General features: G+C 67.8%; 11 protein-coding genes. 5 read left to right on the top strand and 6 right to left on the bottom strand.

Features of this window, described 5'->3' with window-relative positions; genetic code table 11:
• Positions 1–40: 40 nt before the first annotated feature.
• Entirely contained in the window at positions 41–337 is a 297-nt protein-coding gene (locus DID98_RS01670; RefSeq protein ID WP_044842919.1) for an XRE family transcriptional regulator, read from the top strand.
• A 96-nt stretch (positions 338–433) separates the two neighbouring features.
• Here DID98_RS01670 and DID98_RS01665 read toward each other — a convergent pair whose 3' ends face one another.
• The 3 genes from DID98_RS01665 to DID98_RS01650 form a co-directional block, all read right to left on the bottom strand.
• Positions 434–1,708 carry an APC family permease gene (locus tag DID98_RS01665; protein ID WP_124484993.1) on the bottom strand — a complete coding sequence of 425 codons (1,275 nt, stop codon included), beginning with the start codon at positions 1,706–1,708 and terminating at the stop codon, positions 434–436.
• A gap of 138 nt (positions 1,709–1,846) precedes the next feature.
• Complete coding sequence (locus tag DID98_RS01660) at positions 1,847–6,352, bottom strand: DEAD/DEAH box helicase (RefSeq protein ID WP_124519650.1); 4,506 nt, start codon at positions 6,350–6,352, stop codon at positions 1,847–1,849.
• A gap of 291 nt (positions 6,353–6,643) precedes the next feature.
• The gene (locus DID98_RS01650) at positions 6,644–7,168 is read right to left on the bottom strand and encodes a metal-dependent hydrolase (protein WP_044842922.1); all 525 of its coding nucleotides are present in this window, start codon (positions 7,166–7,168) and stop codon (positions 6,644–6,646) included.
• A gap of 401 nt (positions 7,169–7,569) precedes the next feature.
• Here DID98_RS01650 and ggt point away from each other — a divergent pair, with 401 nt between their 5' ends.
• Positions 7,570–9,291, top strand: coding sequence for a gamma-glutamyltransferase (ggt, locus tag DID98_RS01645; RefSeq protein WP_124519647.1), 1,722 nt, complete (start codon positions 7,570–7,572; stop codon positions 9,289–9,291).
• A 124-nt stretch (positions 9,292–9,415) separates the two neighbouring features.
• Here ggt and DID98_RS01640 read toward each other — a convergent pair whose 3' ends face one another.
• Complete coding sequence (locus DID98_RS01640; RefSeq protein WP_124519705.1) at positions 9,416–10,339, bottom strand: alpha/beta fold hydrolase; 924 nt, start codon at positions 10,337–10,339, stop codon at positions 9,416–9,418.
• A gap of 335 nt (positions 10,340–10,674) precedes the next feature.
• On the opposite strand from DID98_RS01640, the gene DID98_RS01635 reads away from it, so the two are divergent.
• Positions 10,675–11,124, top strand: a complete 450-nt coding sequence (locus tag DID98_RS01635; protein ID WP_124519704.1) for a helix-turn-helix domain-containing protein — start codon at positions 10,675–10,677, stop codon at positions 11,122–11,124.
• 212 nt (positions 11,125–11,336) lie between these two features.
• Positions 11,337–12,287 carry a polyphosphate kinase 2 gene (gene ppk2, locus DID98_RS01630; RefSeq protein WP_124484988.1) on the top strand — a complete coding sequence of 317 codons (951 nt, stop codon included), beginning with the start codon at positions 11,337–11,339 and terminating at the stop codon, positions 12,285–12,287.
• A 55-nt stretch (positions 12,288–12,342) separates the two neighbouring features.
• Here ppk2 and DID98_RS01625 read toward each other — a convergent pair whose 3' ends face one another.
• Together DID98_RS01625 and DID98_RS01620 are read right to left on the bottom strand one after the other, a co-directional pair.
• Complete coding sequence (locus DID98_RS01625) at positions 12,343–12,630, bottom strand: H-NS family nucleoid-associated regulatory protein (RefSeq protein ID WP_124485084.1); 288 nt, start codon at positions 12,628–12,630, stop codon at positions 12,343–12,345.
• A gap of 221 nt (positions 12,631–12,851) precedes the next feature.
• A complete protein-coding gene (locus DID98_RS01620; RefSeq protein ID WP_124484987.1) occupies positions 12,852–13,439 on the bottom strand; it encodes a YigZ family protein in 588 nt (195 codons plus the stop codon).
• Positions 13,440–14,200: 761 nt separating this feature from the next.
• On the opposite strand from DID98_RS01620, the gene DID98_RS01615 reads away from it, so the two are divergent.
• Positions 14,201–15,262 carry a porin gene (locus DID98_RS01615; RefSeq protein ID WP_409333434.1) on the top strand — a complete coding sequence of 354 codons (1,062 nt, stop codon included), beginning with the start codon at positions 14,201–14,203 and terminating at the stop codon, positions 15,260–15,262.
• The last annotated feature ends 29 nt before the right edge of the window (positions 15,263–15,291 follow it).

The following is a 15,291-nucleotide window of genomic DNA, read 5'->3' as shown; positions in this document are numbered from 1 at the left end:
GGCGATGTGCCGGCCGGCCACGCCATGCACTGGAGTACCCATGACGACCACGAACAACCCGCATATCGGCAGCGATTTCGACAGCTTCCTCGAGGACGAAGGCCATCTCGAAGCGGCCACCGCCACCGCGATCAAGCGCGTGATCGCGTGGCAGATCGGCCAGGAAATGAAGGCGCAGCACATCACGAAGACCGCGATGGCCGCGCGGATGAAGACCAGCCGCGCCGCGCTCAACCGGCTGCTCGACGAAACCGACACGAGCCTCACGCTCGCGACGCTCGCGAGCGCGGCCACCGCACTCGGCAAGCGGCTCAGCTTCGAACTGGTGCCGGCCTGACGCCCGCGGCGCAGCGGTGCGCGGCCGGTTCGCGGTGTGCCGGCGCAGCGCGGCGAGCGCCCGTTTGCTCGTCCGCACACGGGCGCCGGCACGCGATCACGTGCGTCGCCCGGCCATCCGCAGATAAAGCAGCGCACCGCCCGCAAGCAGCAGCGGGCACAAGATGAACCACCCCGTCGTCAGGAACAGCCCGGCGACGGCGACCAGCGAAATCCACGCGCAGCGATATGCGATGCCGCCGCGCGGCAGCAGTTTCAGCGCGGCCGCCGCGCCGAGCCCGTACACCATCACGAAGCATCCGGACGTGACGAGCACGAGCGGCTTCGGCCCGACGTCCGAGAGCGTCGTCGCGGCCAGCGCGACGACGGCCAGCACCGCGATCACGCCAAGACTTCGGCGCGGCACGCCGCCGACCTGGCTGCCTTGTGCGAGCCACGCAGGCAGTGCGCCGTCGCGCCCGAGCGCTGCGCCGAGCTTCGCCGCGCCCGCGAAATACGCATTCATCGTGCCGAGCGTGAGCAGCAGCGCGGCCGCTGCCGCCAGCACCTGCGCGTGACCGCCGATGCCGCCCGCGATCAGTTCCGCGAGCGGCGCACCCGACGCGCCGGCCGACGGCCCGAGCACCGTGACGCTCGCGGCCGCGACCGACAGATACAGAAAGCCGACGACCACGACCGCGATCCCGGCCGAGCGCGGCATGTCGTGCGCGGGCCGTCGGAACTCTGCCGCGAGGTGCGTGATCGCTTCCCAGCCCGCGAAGCTCCACACGAGCAGTGCGGCAGCCTGGCCGACCGCGAGCCAGCCATGCGGCGCGAACGGATGCAGGTTCACCGTGCTTGCATGCGGCGCGGACGCGAGCACGGCGGCCAGCAGCAGCGTGACGAGCAGCGCCGACAGCACGAGCTGCATGCGGCCCGACACCGTGACGCCGAACGCATTCGCGGCCGACACCGTAGCGATCAGCGCGGCAGCCGTGACGATCACCGTGACGTGTCCGCCGCCCGTGACGGCGGCGACGTACGCGCCGCCGAACATCGCGGCGGCCGGCGCACCGGCCGGCACCGCGAAATAGAAACACCAGCCGACGATTGCCGCGGCCTTCGGCCCGAATGCGCGTCGCGCGTAGGTCGATACGCCGCCCGCGTCCGGATAGCGCGCGCCGAGTGCGGCGAAGGTGGCGGCAAGCGGCCCCGACAGCACGACGAGCGCGGCCCACGCCAGCAGCGATGCAGGGCCTGCAACCTCGGCCGCGAGCGCGGGCAACGCAATGACGCCGGTGCCGAGCACCGCGCCGATATACAGCGCGGCGCCCTGGAAAATCGTCAGCGAGCCCGCGTGATGAACGGCGGGCGAATCGGCATGCGAGGGCATGAAAGGCAGTCTCCTGAAGGCTCGTTATGGGCACGCTCGGGCGCGCAATGAATCGTTCGATGCTACCCGAACGTACGCGGTGCTGCCGCGCGGCGTTTAGTAGTCCGCGATGTGCCGTGTGTCAGCCGATGTCAGGAGTCAGTGGCGGCGTGCGAGCCGCAGGCGCGCATCCTCGCGCGCGGCAGGCGGCAGCTCGGGCGCGTAATGGAACGTGCCCGCCACGAGCGACGCGACCGGCACGCCGTCGCGGAACAGCACGCGATTGCCGGCCAGCGCGGGCACCTTGTCGCCGGGCAACAGCGTGCCGGCAAGGTTCAGCGGATCGGCGCCCGTCACGCACACGTACTGGCCGTCGCCCGGTTGGCGACGCAGCTCGCGCAGGACCGGGATCGCTTCCGGCAGCGCGAACTGCTCGCCCGCGAGCCCCGCGACGAAGCGGCCGCCGCGAATCTCGCCGCGCGCTTCGAGGCGTTGCAGCACCCGCACGAGTTCGCGCCAGCTCGGCAGCCAGTCGGCTTCGCGTTCGAGCAGCCGCCAGAACACCACGCCATAGCGGCGCAGCAGCGTCCACGCGATGTGTTCGAGCGCATCGGGATCGATCGCGGGCGCACCGCGCTTCGGTGCCGGGGTTGGCGCATCGTCCGGCGCCGACATGCGTTGCACGAGCGCCCAGCGGCCGGCGTCGTCCATCCCGCCGATCAGCGCGCCACCGCGCCGCGTGCGCGGCGCATAGGTCGCGCTGCGCTTGACCGCGGGCTTCAACAGCGCGCGCAACCCGGCGAAGCTGTCTGCATTCACGAGGCCGGCCGACACGAGTTCGCCGAGCGCCTGCTCGAGTTCGACCGGCAGCATGTGCAGTTCGTCGAGCAGCGCGTCGAAGAACATCGCGCCGTGTGCGGCAAGTGCATCGCGCACCTGCGTCGCACGCGCGGATAGCGCCGGCTGCGCGTCCGGGTCGCGCAGCGCCTGCCATGCGCCGAGGTGGCGGCGCGGCAGCAGCACGATCGGCGTCGTTTTCACGGGCGTGCCGGCCGCGCGCGCCGGCGCGCCGATGCGGGTCCACACGAGTTTGCCCGAGCGGCACAGCTCGTCGAGGCCGCCGGCCGTGTAGTCGGTCAGGCGCGCGGGCAGCAGCGCGTCTTCCCATGCGCTCGCCGCGGCTTCGTAGCCTTCGAGCTGCTCGACGACGGCCGCGAGCGCGTCGCGGCCCGTGCCGCGCGTGTCGGGCGTCAGGTGCTGCCAGTGGAACAGGAAGCGCATGAAATCGGCGCGCTCGACCGGCTCGATCTCGCGGCGCAGCCGCTTGACCGTGTAGCGATGAATGCGCGCGAGCAGGTGGCGTTCGCACCATTCGTCGGTCGTGGCGCCCGGCGTGAAGCGGCCATGCATCACGTAGCCTTCGCGCTCCAGTGCGGCGAGCGCGGTCGCGATCGCCGCGGACGGCAGGCCGAGCGGCTGCGCGATGGCGTCGAGCGTCGATGGCCCGAAGCCGGTGAGCCGCGCGCGGATCACGTCGACGAGCGCGGCATCGGCTTCCCAGGGTTGCGCGCAGGCGGCCGGCACCTTCAGCGCGGGCACGACGCGTGCATTGGGATGCAGCGCGCGCATGCAGACCAGCCGTTCGACCGGCACCCACAGCACGGCGCCGTCCGGCGTGACGAGTTGCGTCGCACGACGGCGCTCGGCCAGTTCCGCGAGCCGTTCGGGCCAGCCTTCGTGCGCGTGCGCTTCGCCGTCGGCGACGCACGCGAGCGTGAGCAGGGCGTCGTGCATTTCGTCGGCATCGCGTACGAGCGGCCACGCTTCGTCGCGCACCGCATCGATGGCATCGGCGTCGAGCGCGCCGAGATCGTCGGCCGATTCGGGATCGCTCCAGCGGCGCGACTGCACGGCCTGCGTGCGGCGCTCCTCGAGCGGCGCGTCGTCGAGGAACGCATAGGGCTTCGCGTTCAGGATCTCGGCCGCGAGCGGCGACGGCGCGGGCAGGTCGCGCGCGATCAGTTCGATCGCGCCGCTTTCGATCCGGCGCAGCAGCGCGAGCCAGCCGTCGGTATCCATCGCGTCGTGCAGGCAATCGTCGAGCGTCTGGTCGACGAGCGGATGGTGCGGGATCTCGCGTTCGCCGACGACGTTCTCCACGCACGCGACCTGGTCGGGGAACACGGTCGCGAGCAGGTCGTCGCTCTTCATCCGCTGCAGTTGCGGCGCGGTGCGCCGGCCGCCGGTGAAGCGCGGCAGCGCGAGCGAGGTCGTCGCGTTCCAGCGCCAGCGCACGCCGAACATCGGTGCGTCGAGCAGCGCCTGCACCAGCACGTGCTCGGCGCTCGCCGAGCGCAGGTAGCGCCACACTTCGTCGAGCGCGAAGCTGTGCGCGAGCGACAGCGAAAGAATGATCGCGTCGTCGGTCGCGGCGGCCTGCAGCTCGAAATTGAACGTGCGGCAGAAGCGCTTGCGCAGCGCGAGCCCCCACGCGCGGTTGATACGGCTGCCGAACGGCGAATGGATCACCAGCTGCGTGCCGCCCGATTCGTCGAAGAAGCGCTCCATCACGAGCGTGTCCTGCGTCGGCAGGGCGCCGAGCGCCGCGCGCGTGCGCGCGAGGTAGTCGGCGATCTGGCGGGCCGCGTCGGGCGACAGGCGGAGATCGTCGACGAGCCAGCGCAGCGCCGGCGCGAGGCGGCTTGCGGGCGGGGCGATCGCGGTGCCGCCGTTATCGCTGCGCGAGTCGGCCAACGCGTCGGCTTCGGCGGCCGCCTTGCCGGTTTTGCCGCGCGTGCCCGTCTTGCCCGCTGCGTCGTCGCTCGCGCGTTTGCGTGCTCCGGCCTCGGAGTGCCGATCGCCTTCGGCGAACAGCCCGTCGAGCCGCGCCCGCAGCCGGCCGACCGCCGCCGACAGCTCGTCGCTGCGCCCGAGCCCCTCGCCGAGCCAGAACGGAATGCCCGGCGCTTGACCTTGCGCGTCCTCGACGCGCACACGGCCGGTTTCCACGCGAATGATCCGGTAAGACTGGTTGCCGAGCTGGAACACGTCGCCCGCGAGGCTCTCGACCGCGAAATCCTCGTTGACGGTGCCGACCTGGATACCCTGCGGTTCGAGCAGCACCGCGTAGTCGGCCATGTCGGGAATCGTGCCGCCCGACGTCGTCGCGGTCATCATCGCGTTGCGGCGCCCGCGCACCGTGCCGCCGACCACGTCGCGATGCAGGTACGCACCACGCACGCCGCGGCGGCTAGTGAAGCCTTCGGCGAGCATCTTCATCACGTCGTCGAAGCGTTCGCGCGACAGGCGTGCGTAGGGCGCCGCGCGCGTGAAGCTCGCGTACAGCGCGTCCTCCTGCCATTCCGCGCAGGCGACTTCGGCGACGATCTGCTGCGCGAGCACGTCGAGCGGTGCCTCGGGAATCCGCAACGTGTCGAGCTCGCCGCGTTGCACGCAATCGAGCAGCGCCGCGCATTCGACCAGCTCGTCGCGCGACAGCGGGAACAGGCGGCCCTTCGGCACGCCGCCGACATGGTGCCCCGAGCGTCCGACACGCTGCAGGAACGGTGCGATCCCGCGCGGCGAACCGACCTGGCACACGAGATCGACGTCGCCGATGTCGATGCCGAGTTCGAGCGACGCGGTCGCGACCAGCAGCTTCAGCTCGCCGCGCTTGAGCCGCTGTTCGGCGTCGAAGCGATGCTCCTTCGCGAGACTGCCGTGGTGGGCGGCGATCGCGTCCTTGCCGAGACGGTCGGCGAGATGGCGCGCCATGCGTTCCGCGGTGCGCCGCGTGTTCACGAACACGAGCGTCGTGCGATGCGCGGCGGCAAGCGCGGCGATCCGGTCGTACACCTGTTCCCACACGTCGGTCGCCATCACCGGCTCGAGCGGCACGTTCGGCAGTTCGAGCGCGAGGTCGCGTTCGCGGGTGTGACCGGTATCGACGATCGTGCAGTCGCGCGGCGCATCGGCCGGGCCGCCGACCAGGAAGCGCGCGACCGCGTCGATCGGTTTCTGCGTGGCCGACAACCCGATGCGCGGCAACGCGCGGCCCGTCAACGCGTCGAGGCGTTCGAGCGACAACGCGAGGTGGCTGCCGCGCTTGGACGACGCAAGCGCGTGGATCTCGTCGACGATCACCGAACGCACGCTCGACAGCATTTGCCGCCCCGACGTGGACGACAGCAGCACGTACAGCGATTCGGGCGTCGTCACGAGGATGTGCGGCGCGCGCTTGCGCAGCGCCGCGCGTTCGGCCTGCGTGGTGTCGCCGGTTCGCACGGCGGTGCGGATCGCCGGCACCGGCAGGCCGAGCTGCGCGAGCGAGTCGGCGATGCCGGCGAGCGGCGCGTCGAGGTTCACGTGGATGTCGTTCGACAGCGCCTTCAGCGGCGACACATAGACGACGAGCGTCGCGTCGGGCAGCGCGCCGTCGTGCGCGAGCGCATCGCGCACGAGGTCGTCGAGTGCGCACAGGAACGCGGTGAGCGTCTTGCCGGAGCCGGTCGGCGCGGCGACGAGCGTCGACCGGCCGGCCTTGATGTGCGGCCATGCGAGTGCCTGCGCGCCGGTCGGCGCGGCAAACGTGCGGCGGAACCACGCGGCGACGGCCGGGTGGAACACGTCGAGCGCGTGTGCGGGGCGGGTGGCTGTGACGTCCATCGGAGCGTTGAAATGGGGTGCGAGCGCGCGGGCGGCCGCGTGCGAATCGTCAGTGTGCCAGACGTCGCGTGCGCGTGCCGGGCACCGCGCGCGGCGGGAATGCGCGCGCCGGAGATTCAGATGAGGCGCGGCGCCGGCATTTCAACGGGCGTGCGTGCGTAACGGAACCCGCTCGTTCGCGGGTGCTGGATCGAGGAGAGAAGGAAGTCGGGTTCGACGCGCGCCGGGCGGGTGCGGAGCACGAGTCGTGACGACATGTATCGGCGCGCGACTATGCGCTACGACGTGTCACTACACGCGATGCAGCCAGCCGAGCCAGTGTTCGAGGAACGGCGCGCGCGTCCACAGCGATTGCGCGAGCCACAGCGTGCCGCCCCAGGCGGCGGCCACGACGATCAGGTCGCAATGTCCGCTGTTCCACAGGTTCAGCGAATGGCGCCGCCAGATCCACGGCACGCCGAGCGGATTCGGCCAGTCGGCGAGCAGGTGCATCACGCCGCCGCACGCGAAGCCGAACAGCGGCGCCGCCCACAGCGGATGCGGATGATGCGTGAGCCCGTGCCAGCCGAGCGCGAGCAACGCGATCCAGCCGATGCCCCAGTGCGTGATGGTGCGGTGCGTGATCCACAAGCGGCGCTTGCGGGTCCACCACGCGACTTCGAGCCAGTCGGGCGCGGTGCCGCCCGCGACGCCGGCCGCGAACGCGGCGAGCAGGCCCGCGTGCCAGGGGCCGGTCGCGCCGGTTTGCGCGACGAGGACGGCGGCGGCGACGCCGGCCGCGAAGCCGGACGCGTGATGCGCATTGTGTGATGCCATAGGAAACGAGACGAAGAAGCGTGAAGCGGCCGCGGACGAGCGCGAACGATCGGGCGCGAAAGCGGGGCGCTATCTTCTCAGATCGGCCTGCTCAGCGGGCGGTTCGATCGCATTTTTTTACATGTGCCGGAGCCGCGCATGCGGCGCGTGCCGTGATTTCCGATCGCGCGGGTGCGCTGCGAATCCGCCGCATGCCATTTCGACTGATCCGCCGGCTCATTTTTTGCTCCGCCGTGTGACCGACCGTACACGATCCACGGCAATTCGTAGTGTGCCGCGAGTTTTCCGGCCGCATTCCCCGATTCACTACGAAACCGGCATAGGGCTGACCGTGCGCCAGCGGCTATAAGCGGATCAGGGGCTATTTCCAGCCCGCCGGAGACCTACATGGGGGACATGCAATGTCTATGCTGAATCGCTTCAAATCATCCGCCGTCGTGCTCGCGACGATGGCCGGCATCGGCTTCCTGCCGAACACGCCGGCCTACGCGAAAGGGCCGCAGCCGGCGGTCCTGACGAGCTCGGCGGTTGCGGTGGCCGACAAGTACAGCGCGGACGCCGCGGAGCGGATCTTCAAGGAAGGCGGCAACGCGATCGACGCGGCCGTCGCGATCGCGTTCACGCTTGCGGTTACATACCCGGAAGCCGGCAACATCGGCGGCGGCGGTTTCATGACGATCTACAAGGACGGCAAGCCGTATTTCATCGACTATCGCGAGCGCGCGCCGCTCGCCGCGACGAAGGACATGTATCTCGACAAGGACGGCAACGTCGTCAAGGGCATGAGCCTGTACGGCCCGCGCGCGGCCGGCGTGCCGGGTACGGTCGCCGGCATGTGGGAAGCGCAGAAGCGTTTCGGCAAGCTGAAGTGGAAGCAGGTGCTCGCGCCGGCGATCCACTATGCGCGCGACGGCTTCGTCGTCGACGAGCAGCTGGCGCAGCGCGGCGTCGACGCGTCGAAGGAATTCGGCGGCAAGACCAACTTCGACAAGTACTTCGCGTCGATGAAGGCCGGCACGAACTTCAAGCAGCCCGATCTCGCGGCGGTGCTCACGCGCATTGCGGATGGCGGCGCGGAAGGATTCTACAAGGGCAAGACGGCCGAGTTGATCGCCGCGTCGATGAAGACCGGCGACGGCAACGGGCTGATCACCACCGAGGATCTCGCGCAATACCGCGCGGTGTGGCGCCAGCCGGTGCAGGCGAAGTGGAACGGCTATGACGTGATCACCGCGCCGCCGCCGAGCTCGGGCGGCATCGGCCTCGTGCAGCTGCTGAAGATGAAGGCCGATCTCAAGCAGGAGTTCGAGGGCGTGAAGCTCAACTCGCCGCAATACATCCACCTCGTCGCGGAAATCGAGAAGCGCGTGTTCGCGGATCGCGCGCAGTATCTCGGTGACCCCGACTTCTACAAGGTGCCGGTCGCGCAGCTGACCGATGACGCGTATATCGCGAAGCGCGCGGCGGAGGTCAATCCGAAGGAACCGTCGGACACGAAGAGCGTGCAGCCGGGCCTCGGCACGTCGATGCCGGAGAAGGCGGAGACGACGCACTTCTCGGTCGTCGACAAGTGGGGCAACGCGGTGTCGAACACGTACACGATCAACGGCTATTTCGGTTCGGGGGTGGTCGCCGACGGTACCGGGATCGTGCTGAACGACGAGATGGACGACTTCTCCGCGAAGCCGGGTGTCGCGAACATGTTCGGCGTCGTCGGCAGCGACGCGAACGCGATCGAGCCGAAGAAGCGTCCGCTGTCGTCGATGTCGCCGACGATCATGACGAAGGACGGCAAGGTGTCGCTCGTGATCGGCACGCCGGGCGGCTCGCGGATCTTCACGTCGATCTTCCAGGTGATCAACAACATCTACGACTTCAGGATGCCGTTGAAGGAGGCCGTCGGCGCGATGCGTTTCCACCATCAGCTGCTGCCGCCGAACACGATCTTCTGGGAGCCGTACCACCCGATCGAAGGCGAACTCGCGAAACAGATCGAGGCCCGCGGCTACACGCTGACGGGGCAGGACTTCAGCGGCGACATCCAGGTGATCAAGATCGACGGCAGGACGCCGGAGGCGATGGCCGATCCGCGTGGGCGCGGGGTCACGCGGATCATTCGGTGACGTCGAGTAGCGGGTGAGTGACGCGTGCGCGAAAGCGGTCGCGCACGCGGTTCCGCGGCCGGCATGCAGTCCGGTGCCGGGCGGGTAGCCGCGTCGGATGGCTCGGACGCGCGGTGCAACGCGCTCAGGCGGTGGCGCGGATGAATCCGGCGATCCGGTCGGTCACCGCGTCGGGCGCATCCTCGAAGCAATAGTGCCCGACGCCGGCCAGCCGCTCGACGGGCGCCGACGGAAACAGCGCAGTGAACAGCGGCAGGAAGTGCTCGGCGCCGAGGGTGCGATCGGCGTCTCCCCAGATCGCGAGCGCGGGCTTGTCGCGTATCGCGCGTACCGCTGCAGCATCGGGCTCCTCGAACCGGTGCATGCCGTCGGCAAATCCGCGCGCCCATCCGATCGCGCCGATACAGTCGGCCGGTTGCGCGAACGGCGCACCGTATGCGGCGATCCAGGTATCGTCGATGACGGCATGATTCTCGAAACCGTTGAGCTTCAGCGTACTCAGGATGTTGAAGCCTAGCTGCCCGAGCACCGTTTCGAGTGTGTCGTCTGCCGCCGCGCGCACGATCCACTGGAACCACGGTGCGTCGCGACCGTTCGCGGTCACGCGCTCGACCAGATCGGGCTGGCCGAACGGCGTCGGCCCGTTCGCCGACACGATGCGCCGGATCCGGTCAGGGTGCCGCGCGGCGAGCCCCATGCCGACCGGGCCGCCGAAGTCGTGCATCACGAGCGTCAAGCGCTCGAGGTCGAGCGCGAGAACGAAGCGCTCCAGGTTGTCGATATGGTCCTGCAACCCGTAGTTGCGATCCTGCGGCGTCGCGCTTTTGCCGAATCCCATGTGGTCGGGCACGACGATGCGGTGTGTCGGGCTCAGTGCCGCGATCAGGTGGCGGAACAAGTAACCCCACGTGGGTTCGCCATGCAGGCACAGAACCGTTTCGCCGTCGCGCGGGCCTTCATCCACGTAGTGCATCTGGAAACCGGGCGCGTCGCTGAAGTGCGGAGCGAATGGAAAGGTGCCGTCGAACGTGGCATCGGATGAAATCATCGAGCGCTCCTTCGTATGGTCGTGGATAGTGGTTTCATGTTGAAACCATTTGGAGCGTAGGACATGAGGTTTCAAGTTGCAACTGAATGAATGATCAGGACACGGTCGAACGCCTCGACGACGGGATGACTTCAGGTAAGAAAAATCGAAAATTCGGCAATTTTTGGCATCGAAATGCATGACCAGACTAACCCCGACTAACCAATTCCGATGAGGAACCCGGTTTCGTTCGTGCTCCTCGAACAATGGACGCACGGCGATTGATTTTCAGTATTGTTGGTTTTATATTGAAACCTTCATTGCCCATGGCACCATCCGCCGTTCGACTTCCATCGATGACCAGACGAACCACCCACGAAGATTCCCCTTGCGGCGTTGCCCGCCCGCTGGATGCGATTGGCGACTGGTGGTCGCTGCTGATCGTCCGCGATGCATTCGACGGGCTGCGCCGTTTCGGCGAATTCCAGAAAAATCTCGGCCTGGCGAAGAACATCCTCGCCGCGCGTTTGCGCAACCTCGTCGCGCACGGAATCATGGACATGGTGCCGGCCGCGGACGGCGGCGCACATCACGAATACGTACTGACCGAAAAGGGGCGAGGCCTGTTTCCGCTGCTCGTCGCGCTGCGGCAGTGGGGCGAGGATTTCTTCTTCGAACCGGACGAGGCGCACGTGCTTCTCGTCGACCGCAAGACCGGCTTGCCCGTCAGGAAACTGGAGCTTCGCTCGCAGGACGGCCGCGTGCTCGGGCCCGAGGACACGGTCGTGCTGCCGCCGCCCGGTTGATGCATCGCCAGCGGGCGGGCGTCACCGCGTCAGCGGCGCATGTGCGCTCCCGTTCTGCTCGGGAGCGGTTAGACCGCGTTCAAGTACGCTCTCGGCGAGCGCGGCCCGGATTCCGCTTCTGAGGGGCGGATCGACCCCTTTTTCATCAATTTGACGCGAGACGCTGGGATAATGGTGGTGTTTGGCTGCGCCAATTGAAGGAAGGAGGCCCCATGGGCGATAACGATACCCGCACCGAGTCCGACGACTTCACCGATACGGCATCGCTCGAATCGCGCCAGCGCCGTTTTGAGGAAGACCTCGTCGACGCGTACGACGAAGAACTCGAAATGGAGCTCGACGACCGCCGCTTCGACAACGACGAGGATCTGCTGTTCTCGCCGGAGCGCCGCGAAGCGCGCAAGCAGTATTTCCGCGAGCTGTTCCGGCTGCAGGGCGAACTCGTGAAGCTGCAGGACTGGGTCGTGAGCACGGGGCACCGGCTCGTCGTGATTTTCGAGGGGCGCGACGCTGCAGGCAAGGGCGGTGCGATCAAGCGCATCACGCAGCGCCTGAATCCGCGCGTGTGCCGCGTGGCGGCGCTGCCGGCTCCGAACAATCGCGAACGCACGCAATGGTATTTCCAGCGCTATGTCGCGCATCTGCCCGCCGGCGGCGAGATCGTGCTGTTCGATCGCAGCTGGTACAACCGCGCAGGCGTCGAGCGCGTGATGAATTTCTGCACCGACGACGAATACGAGGAGTTTTTCCGCTCGGTGCCCGAGTTCGAGAAAATGCTCGTGCGCAGCGGGATCCAGATCGTCAAGTACTGGTTCTCGATCACCGACCATGAGCAGGAGCTGCGCTTCCAGAGCCGGATCGAGGATCCGTTGAAGCAGTGGAAGCTGAGCCCGATGGATCTCGAGAGCCGCCGCCGCTGGGAAGCGTATACGGCCGCGAAGGAAGAGATGATGCTGCGCACGCACATCCCCGAGGCGCCGTGGTGGGTCGTGCAGGCGGTCGACAAGAAGCGCGCGCGCCTGAACTGCATCCATCACCTGCTGACCCAGGTGCCGTATCACGAGGTGCCGCGGCCGACGATCGATCTGCCTCAGCGCGAGCATCACGAGGACTACATTCGCCGTCCGACGCCGGACAGCATGATCGTCCCGGACGTTTATTGAGCGGTTCGGGTCGACTGCATCGACCACGGAGGCGCGCCGTGCAACGCGGCGCGCGTTAATCCCGGATCAGGAACGCGGCGCGGTCGCGCCCGGCGATCCAGGCGGGCGCACGACCGCGGCCGCTCCAGGTCGCGCCCGTCGCCGGATCGCGATATTTCGTGCCCATCGTGAACAGCTTTACGCGATCGCTGTAACCCTGCCCGAAGATTTCCCGCGCGGTCAGCGCATGGTCCGTCACGAGCTGGCGTACCTGCACCAGTGCCGCTTGGCGTTCGCGGCGGCGCGCCACCCGGATGCGTCGATCGAGTTCCGCGAGCTGGGCTTGCAGTTTTTGCAGTTGCATGCGTCCGATATCCCCGTAGCTGAATTCTGATTGTTGGCGATCGTTGGCGACGCGCGGTGTGCCGCATGTCTGCACGCCCGGCCAGGCGTTTGCAGGACGCGTCGCGAGGAACACGGAGGAGATTAAGCTTCGGCGCGCGGGTTTTCTATCGGACGCATCTGAATTTTCACGGGAATCTGTGTGAAACCCGTGGCGGCGAGGCCGGGCGGGTTGCCCGATCCTCACAGGTCGGGGAAGCCCGAGCGCCCCTGCGTCAGGTCGAACAGTTCGGTCTTCGCTGCTGCCTCGGCCGTTTCCGGCAGCTTGATCACGAGCTTCACCGTCATCCCGTACGCGCTGTCCACCAGCGCGTAACCCGCCTGCTCGATCCAGCGGCGCACCCGCGCTTCGTCCGGGTAGCCGATTTCGATCGCGATCCGCGTGTGGCGAATGCGTTCGACGCGCTCGGCGTCGAGCAGCGCCGACGCGATCGCATCCGTATAGGCGCGCACCAGGCCGCCCGCGCCGAGCTTCACGCCGCCGTAGTAGCGGACTACCGCGCCGAGCACGCCGTCGAGATCGTGATGACGCAGCACTTCGAGGATCGGTCGGCCGGCAGTGCCCGACGGTTCGCCGTCGTCGGACATGCCGGACTGGCCGCCGGCGAGCAGGGCCCAGCACACGTGGGTGGCCGCCGGGTGTTCGTCGCGCAGGCGCTGCAGCGCCTGCATCGCGGCATCGCGGTCCTCGACGGGGATCGCGAACGCGATGAAGCGGCTCTTGCGGATCTCGAGTTCCCGGGTGTACAGGGTGGCAAGCGAGTAAGTCATGTTCCGGGAAACGGTGAATGTATAGGAATCAAGGAGATAGGGGCTCCTGTGCGGCGCGCTCCTGATGGCAGGCGATGCATGCCGCAGCAGGCCCGGCAGGGCGCCTGAACGGGATGAGCAACGGGTCACGACGGAATTTTACCGTGGCGCGCGTCGAGAGATTCGGCGCGGTTGCCGCGCCGGCCGCTCCGGAGCGTGAAAACGCGTGCGACGAACGCGACCGCCGGGTGACGATCGCTTAATGGAGCGCTTCGCCCGGGTTCAAACATCGGACGTGAAGCGCGGTCTGGACTTTCCGGAGGACGAAAGCCGGAGGAAGGAGTTCCGGGCCTGGCAAGTGGGGACCTGGCGTGCGCCGGTCGGCTCGACCTGAGCGCGAAGCATCGGGCGCGGCGGAGGGTGTCGCGATCGCATGCGCAATCGATTCTCGTCGGCGACGGATCGCGGCTCGGGTCGTGGCTCGAATCGCGGCGCATCTGCCGATGCACCGAACGAGTGTAGGCGAACCGCGATGCGTTGCGTAGCCGGGAGATGCAGAACATTGTGTTCTCGCGGGCCGAACGTCGAAGCGTCATTCCGTGCGCTAGACTCGTGCCGTCGATGCGTGCCGCCTGTCGCGCGATCGGGCATGACGGCGGCGTGCGCGTGCGTACCTGCATTGCGCGGGATGATTGAAAGGTCCGGTCGTTGTGATTCGGATTGCGAAGCAATGAAGAAGGCGGTTCATGTTCGGAAAGCGTCTCTATGCCCCGGCCCTGTTGATGATTGCGCATGTGCCGATCGCGTGCGCGCAGAGCAGTGTCACGTTGTTCGGCGCGCTCGACGTGGGACTGAGTTACGTCAGTAACGAAGGTGGCCACGGCAATGCGAAATTCGACGACGGGATTTTTACGCCGAGCCTGCTCGGCTTGCGCGGAAGCGAAGATGTCGGCGGCGGCTCAAAGGTCATTTTCCAGCTGGTCAGCCAGATTTCACCGGGTACCGGCGCGCTGATCGGCAATGGCCTGTTCGCGCGTACCGCGTACGTCGGTGTGCAGAACGACCGGCTGGGCACGCTGACGTTCGGCAACCAGTATGAATTCATGGCCGATACGCTGTTCTTCAGCGGCACTGACGCGGCGGCCGATGTCGCCGGACTGTACAACCTGCGCAACGGACCCTTTCGCAAGCTCGCGCTGCCCGGCAACCCGACCGGCGCGTTCGACTGGGACCGGATGGCGGGCAGTCAGCGTGTAGCGAACGCCGTCAAGTTCGTGAGCCCGGTCATCCATGGGCTGAAGGCGGGTGCGCTTTATGCGTTCGGCGGCGTGCCGGGCTCGATCGGCGCGGGCAATACGGTGAGCGCCAGTCTCGACTACGAGGCCGGACCGTTCGGCGCCGCCGCCGCGTACACCAACGAGAAATATGGCGCACAGCCGGGCTCCGTCGCGACGAGTGTGCGTAACTGGGGCGCAGGGGCGCACTACCGGATCGGACGGGCGAACCTGAGCGCGCTGGTGACGACCGTTCATAACGCTGCGTCCGGTGGCTCGGTGTGGATGGCCGAGTCGGGCGGTACCTGGCAACTCTCCGGTCCGGTCAGGATCGGCGCGGATTACATGTACATGAAGGGCAATGCGGCGCTCGACAACGACCACGCTCACCAGGTCACGGCGACGGTGCAGTACACGCTGTCGAAGCGAACGATGGTGTACGCGACCGGTGTGTGGCAGCGGGCAAGCAGCGGTGCCCGGGCGCAAATCAACGGTGTGATGGATCCGGATGGCGCGTCGTCCGGCGCGAACCAGGCCATTGCCCGCATCGGCCTTCATACGCTTTTCTAGCGGTGTGCACATCGCGCAGCCGGTGTCGG

The sequence above is a fragment of the Burkholderia sp. Bp8984 genome, assembly GCF_003853755.1.
Lineage (GTDB): Bacteria > Pseudomonadota > Gammaproteobacteria > Burkholderiales > Burkholderiaceae > Burkholderia.
The sequence above is the reverse complement of the archived record's forward strand: the minus strand, read 5'-3'. Positions and strand labels throughout refer to the sequence as shown.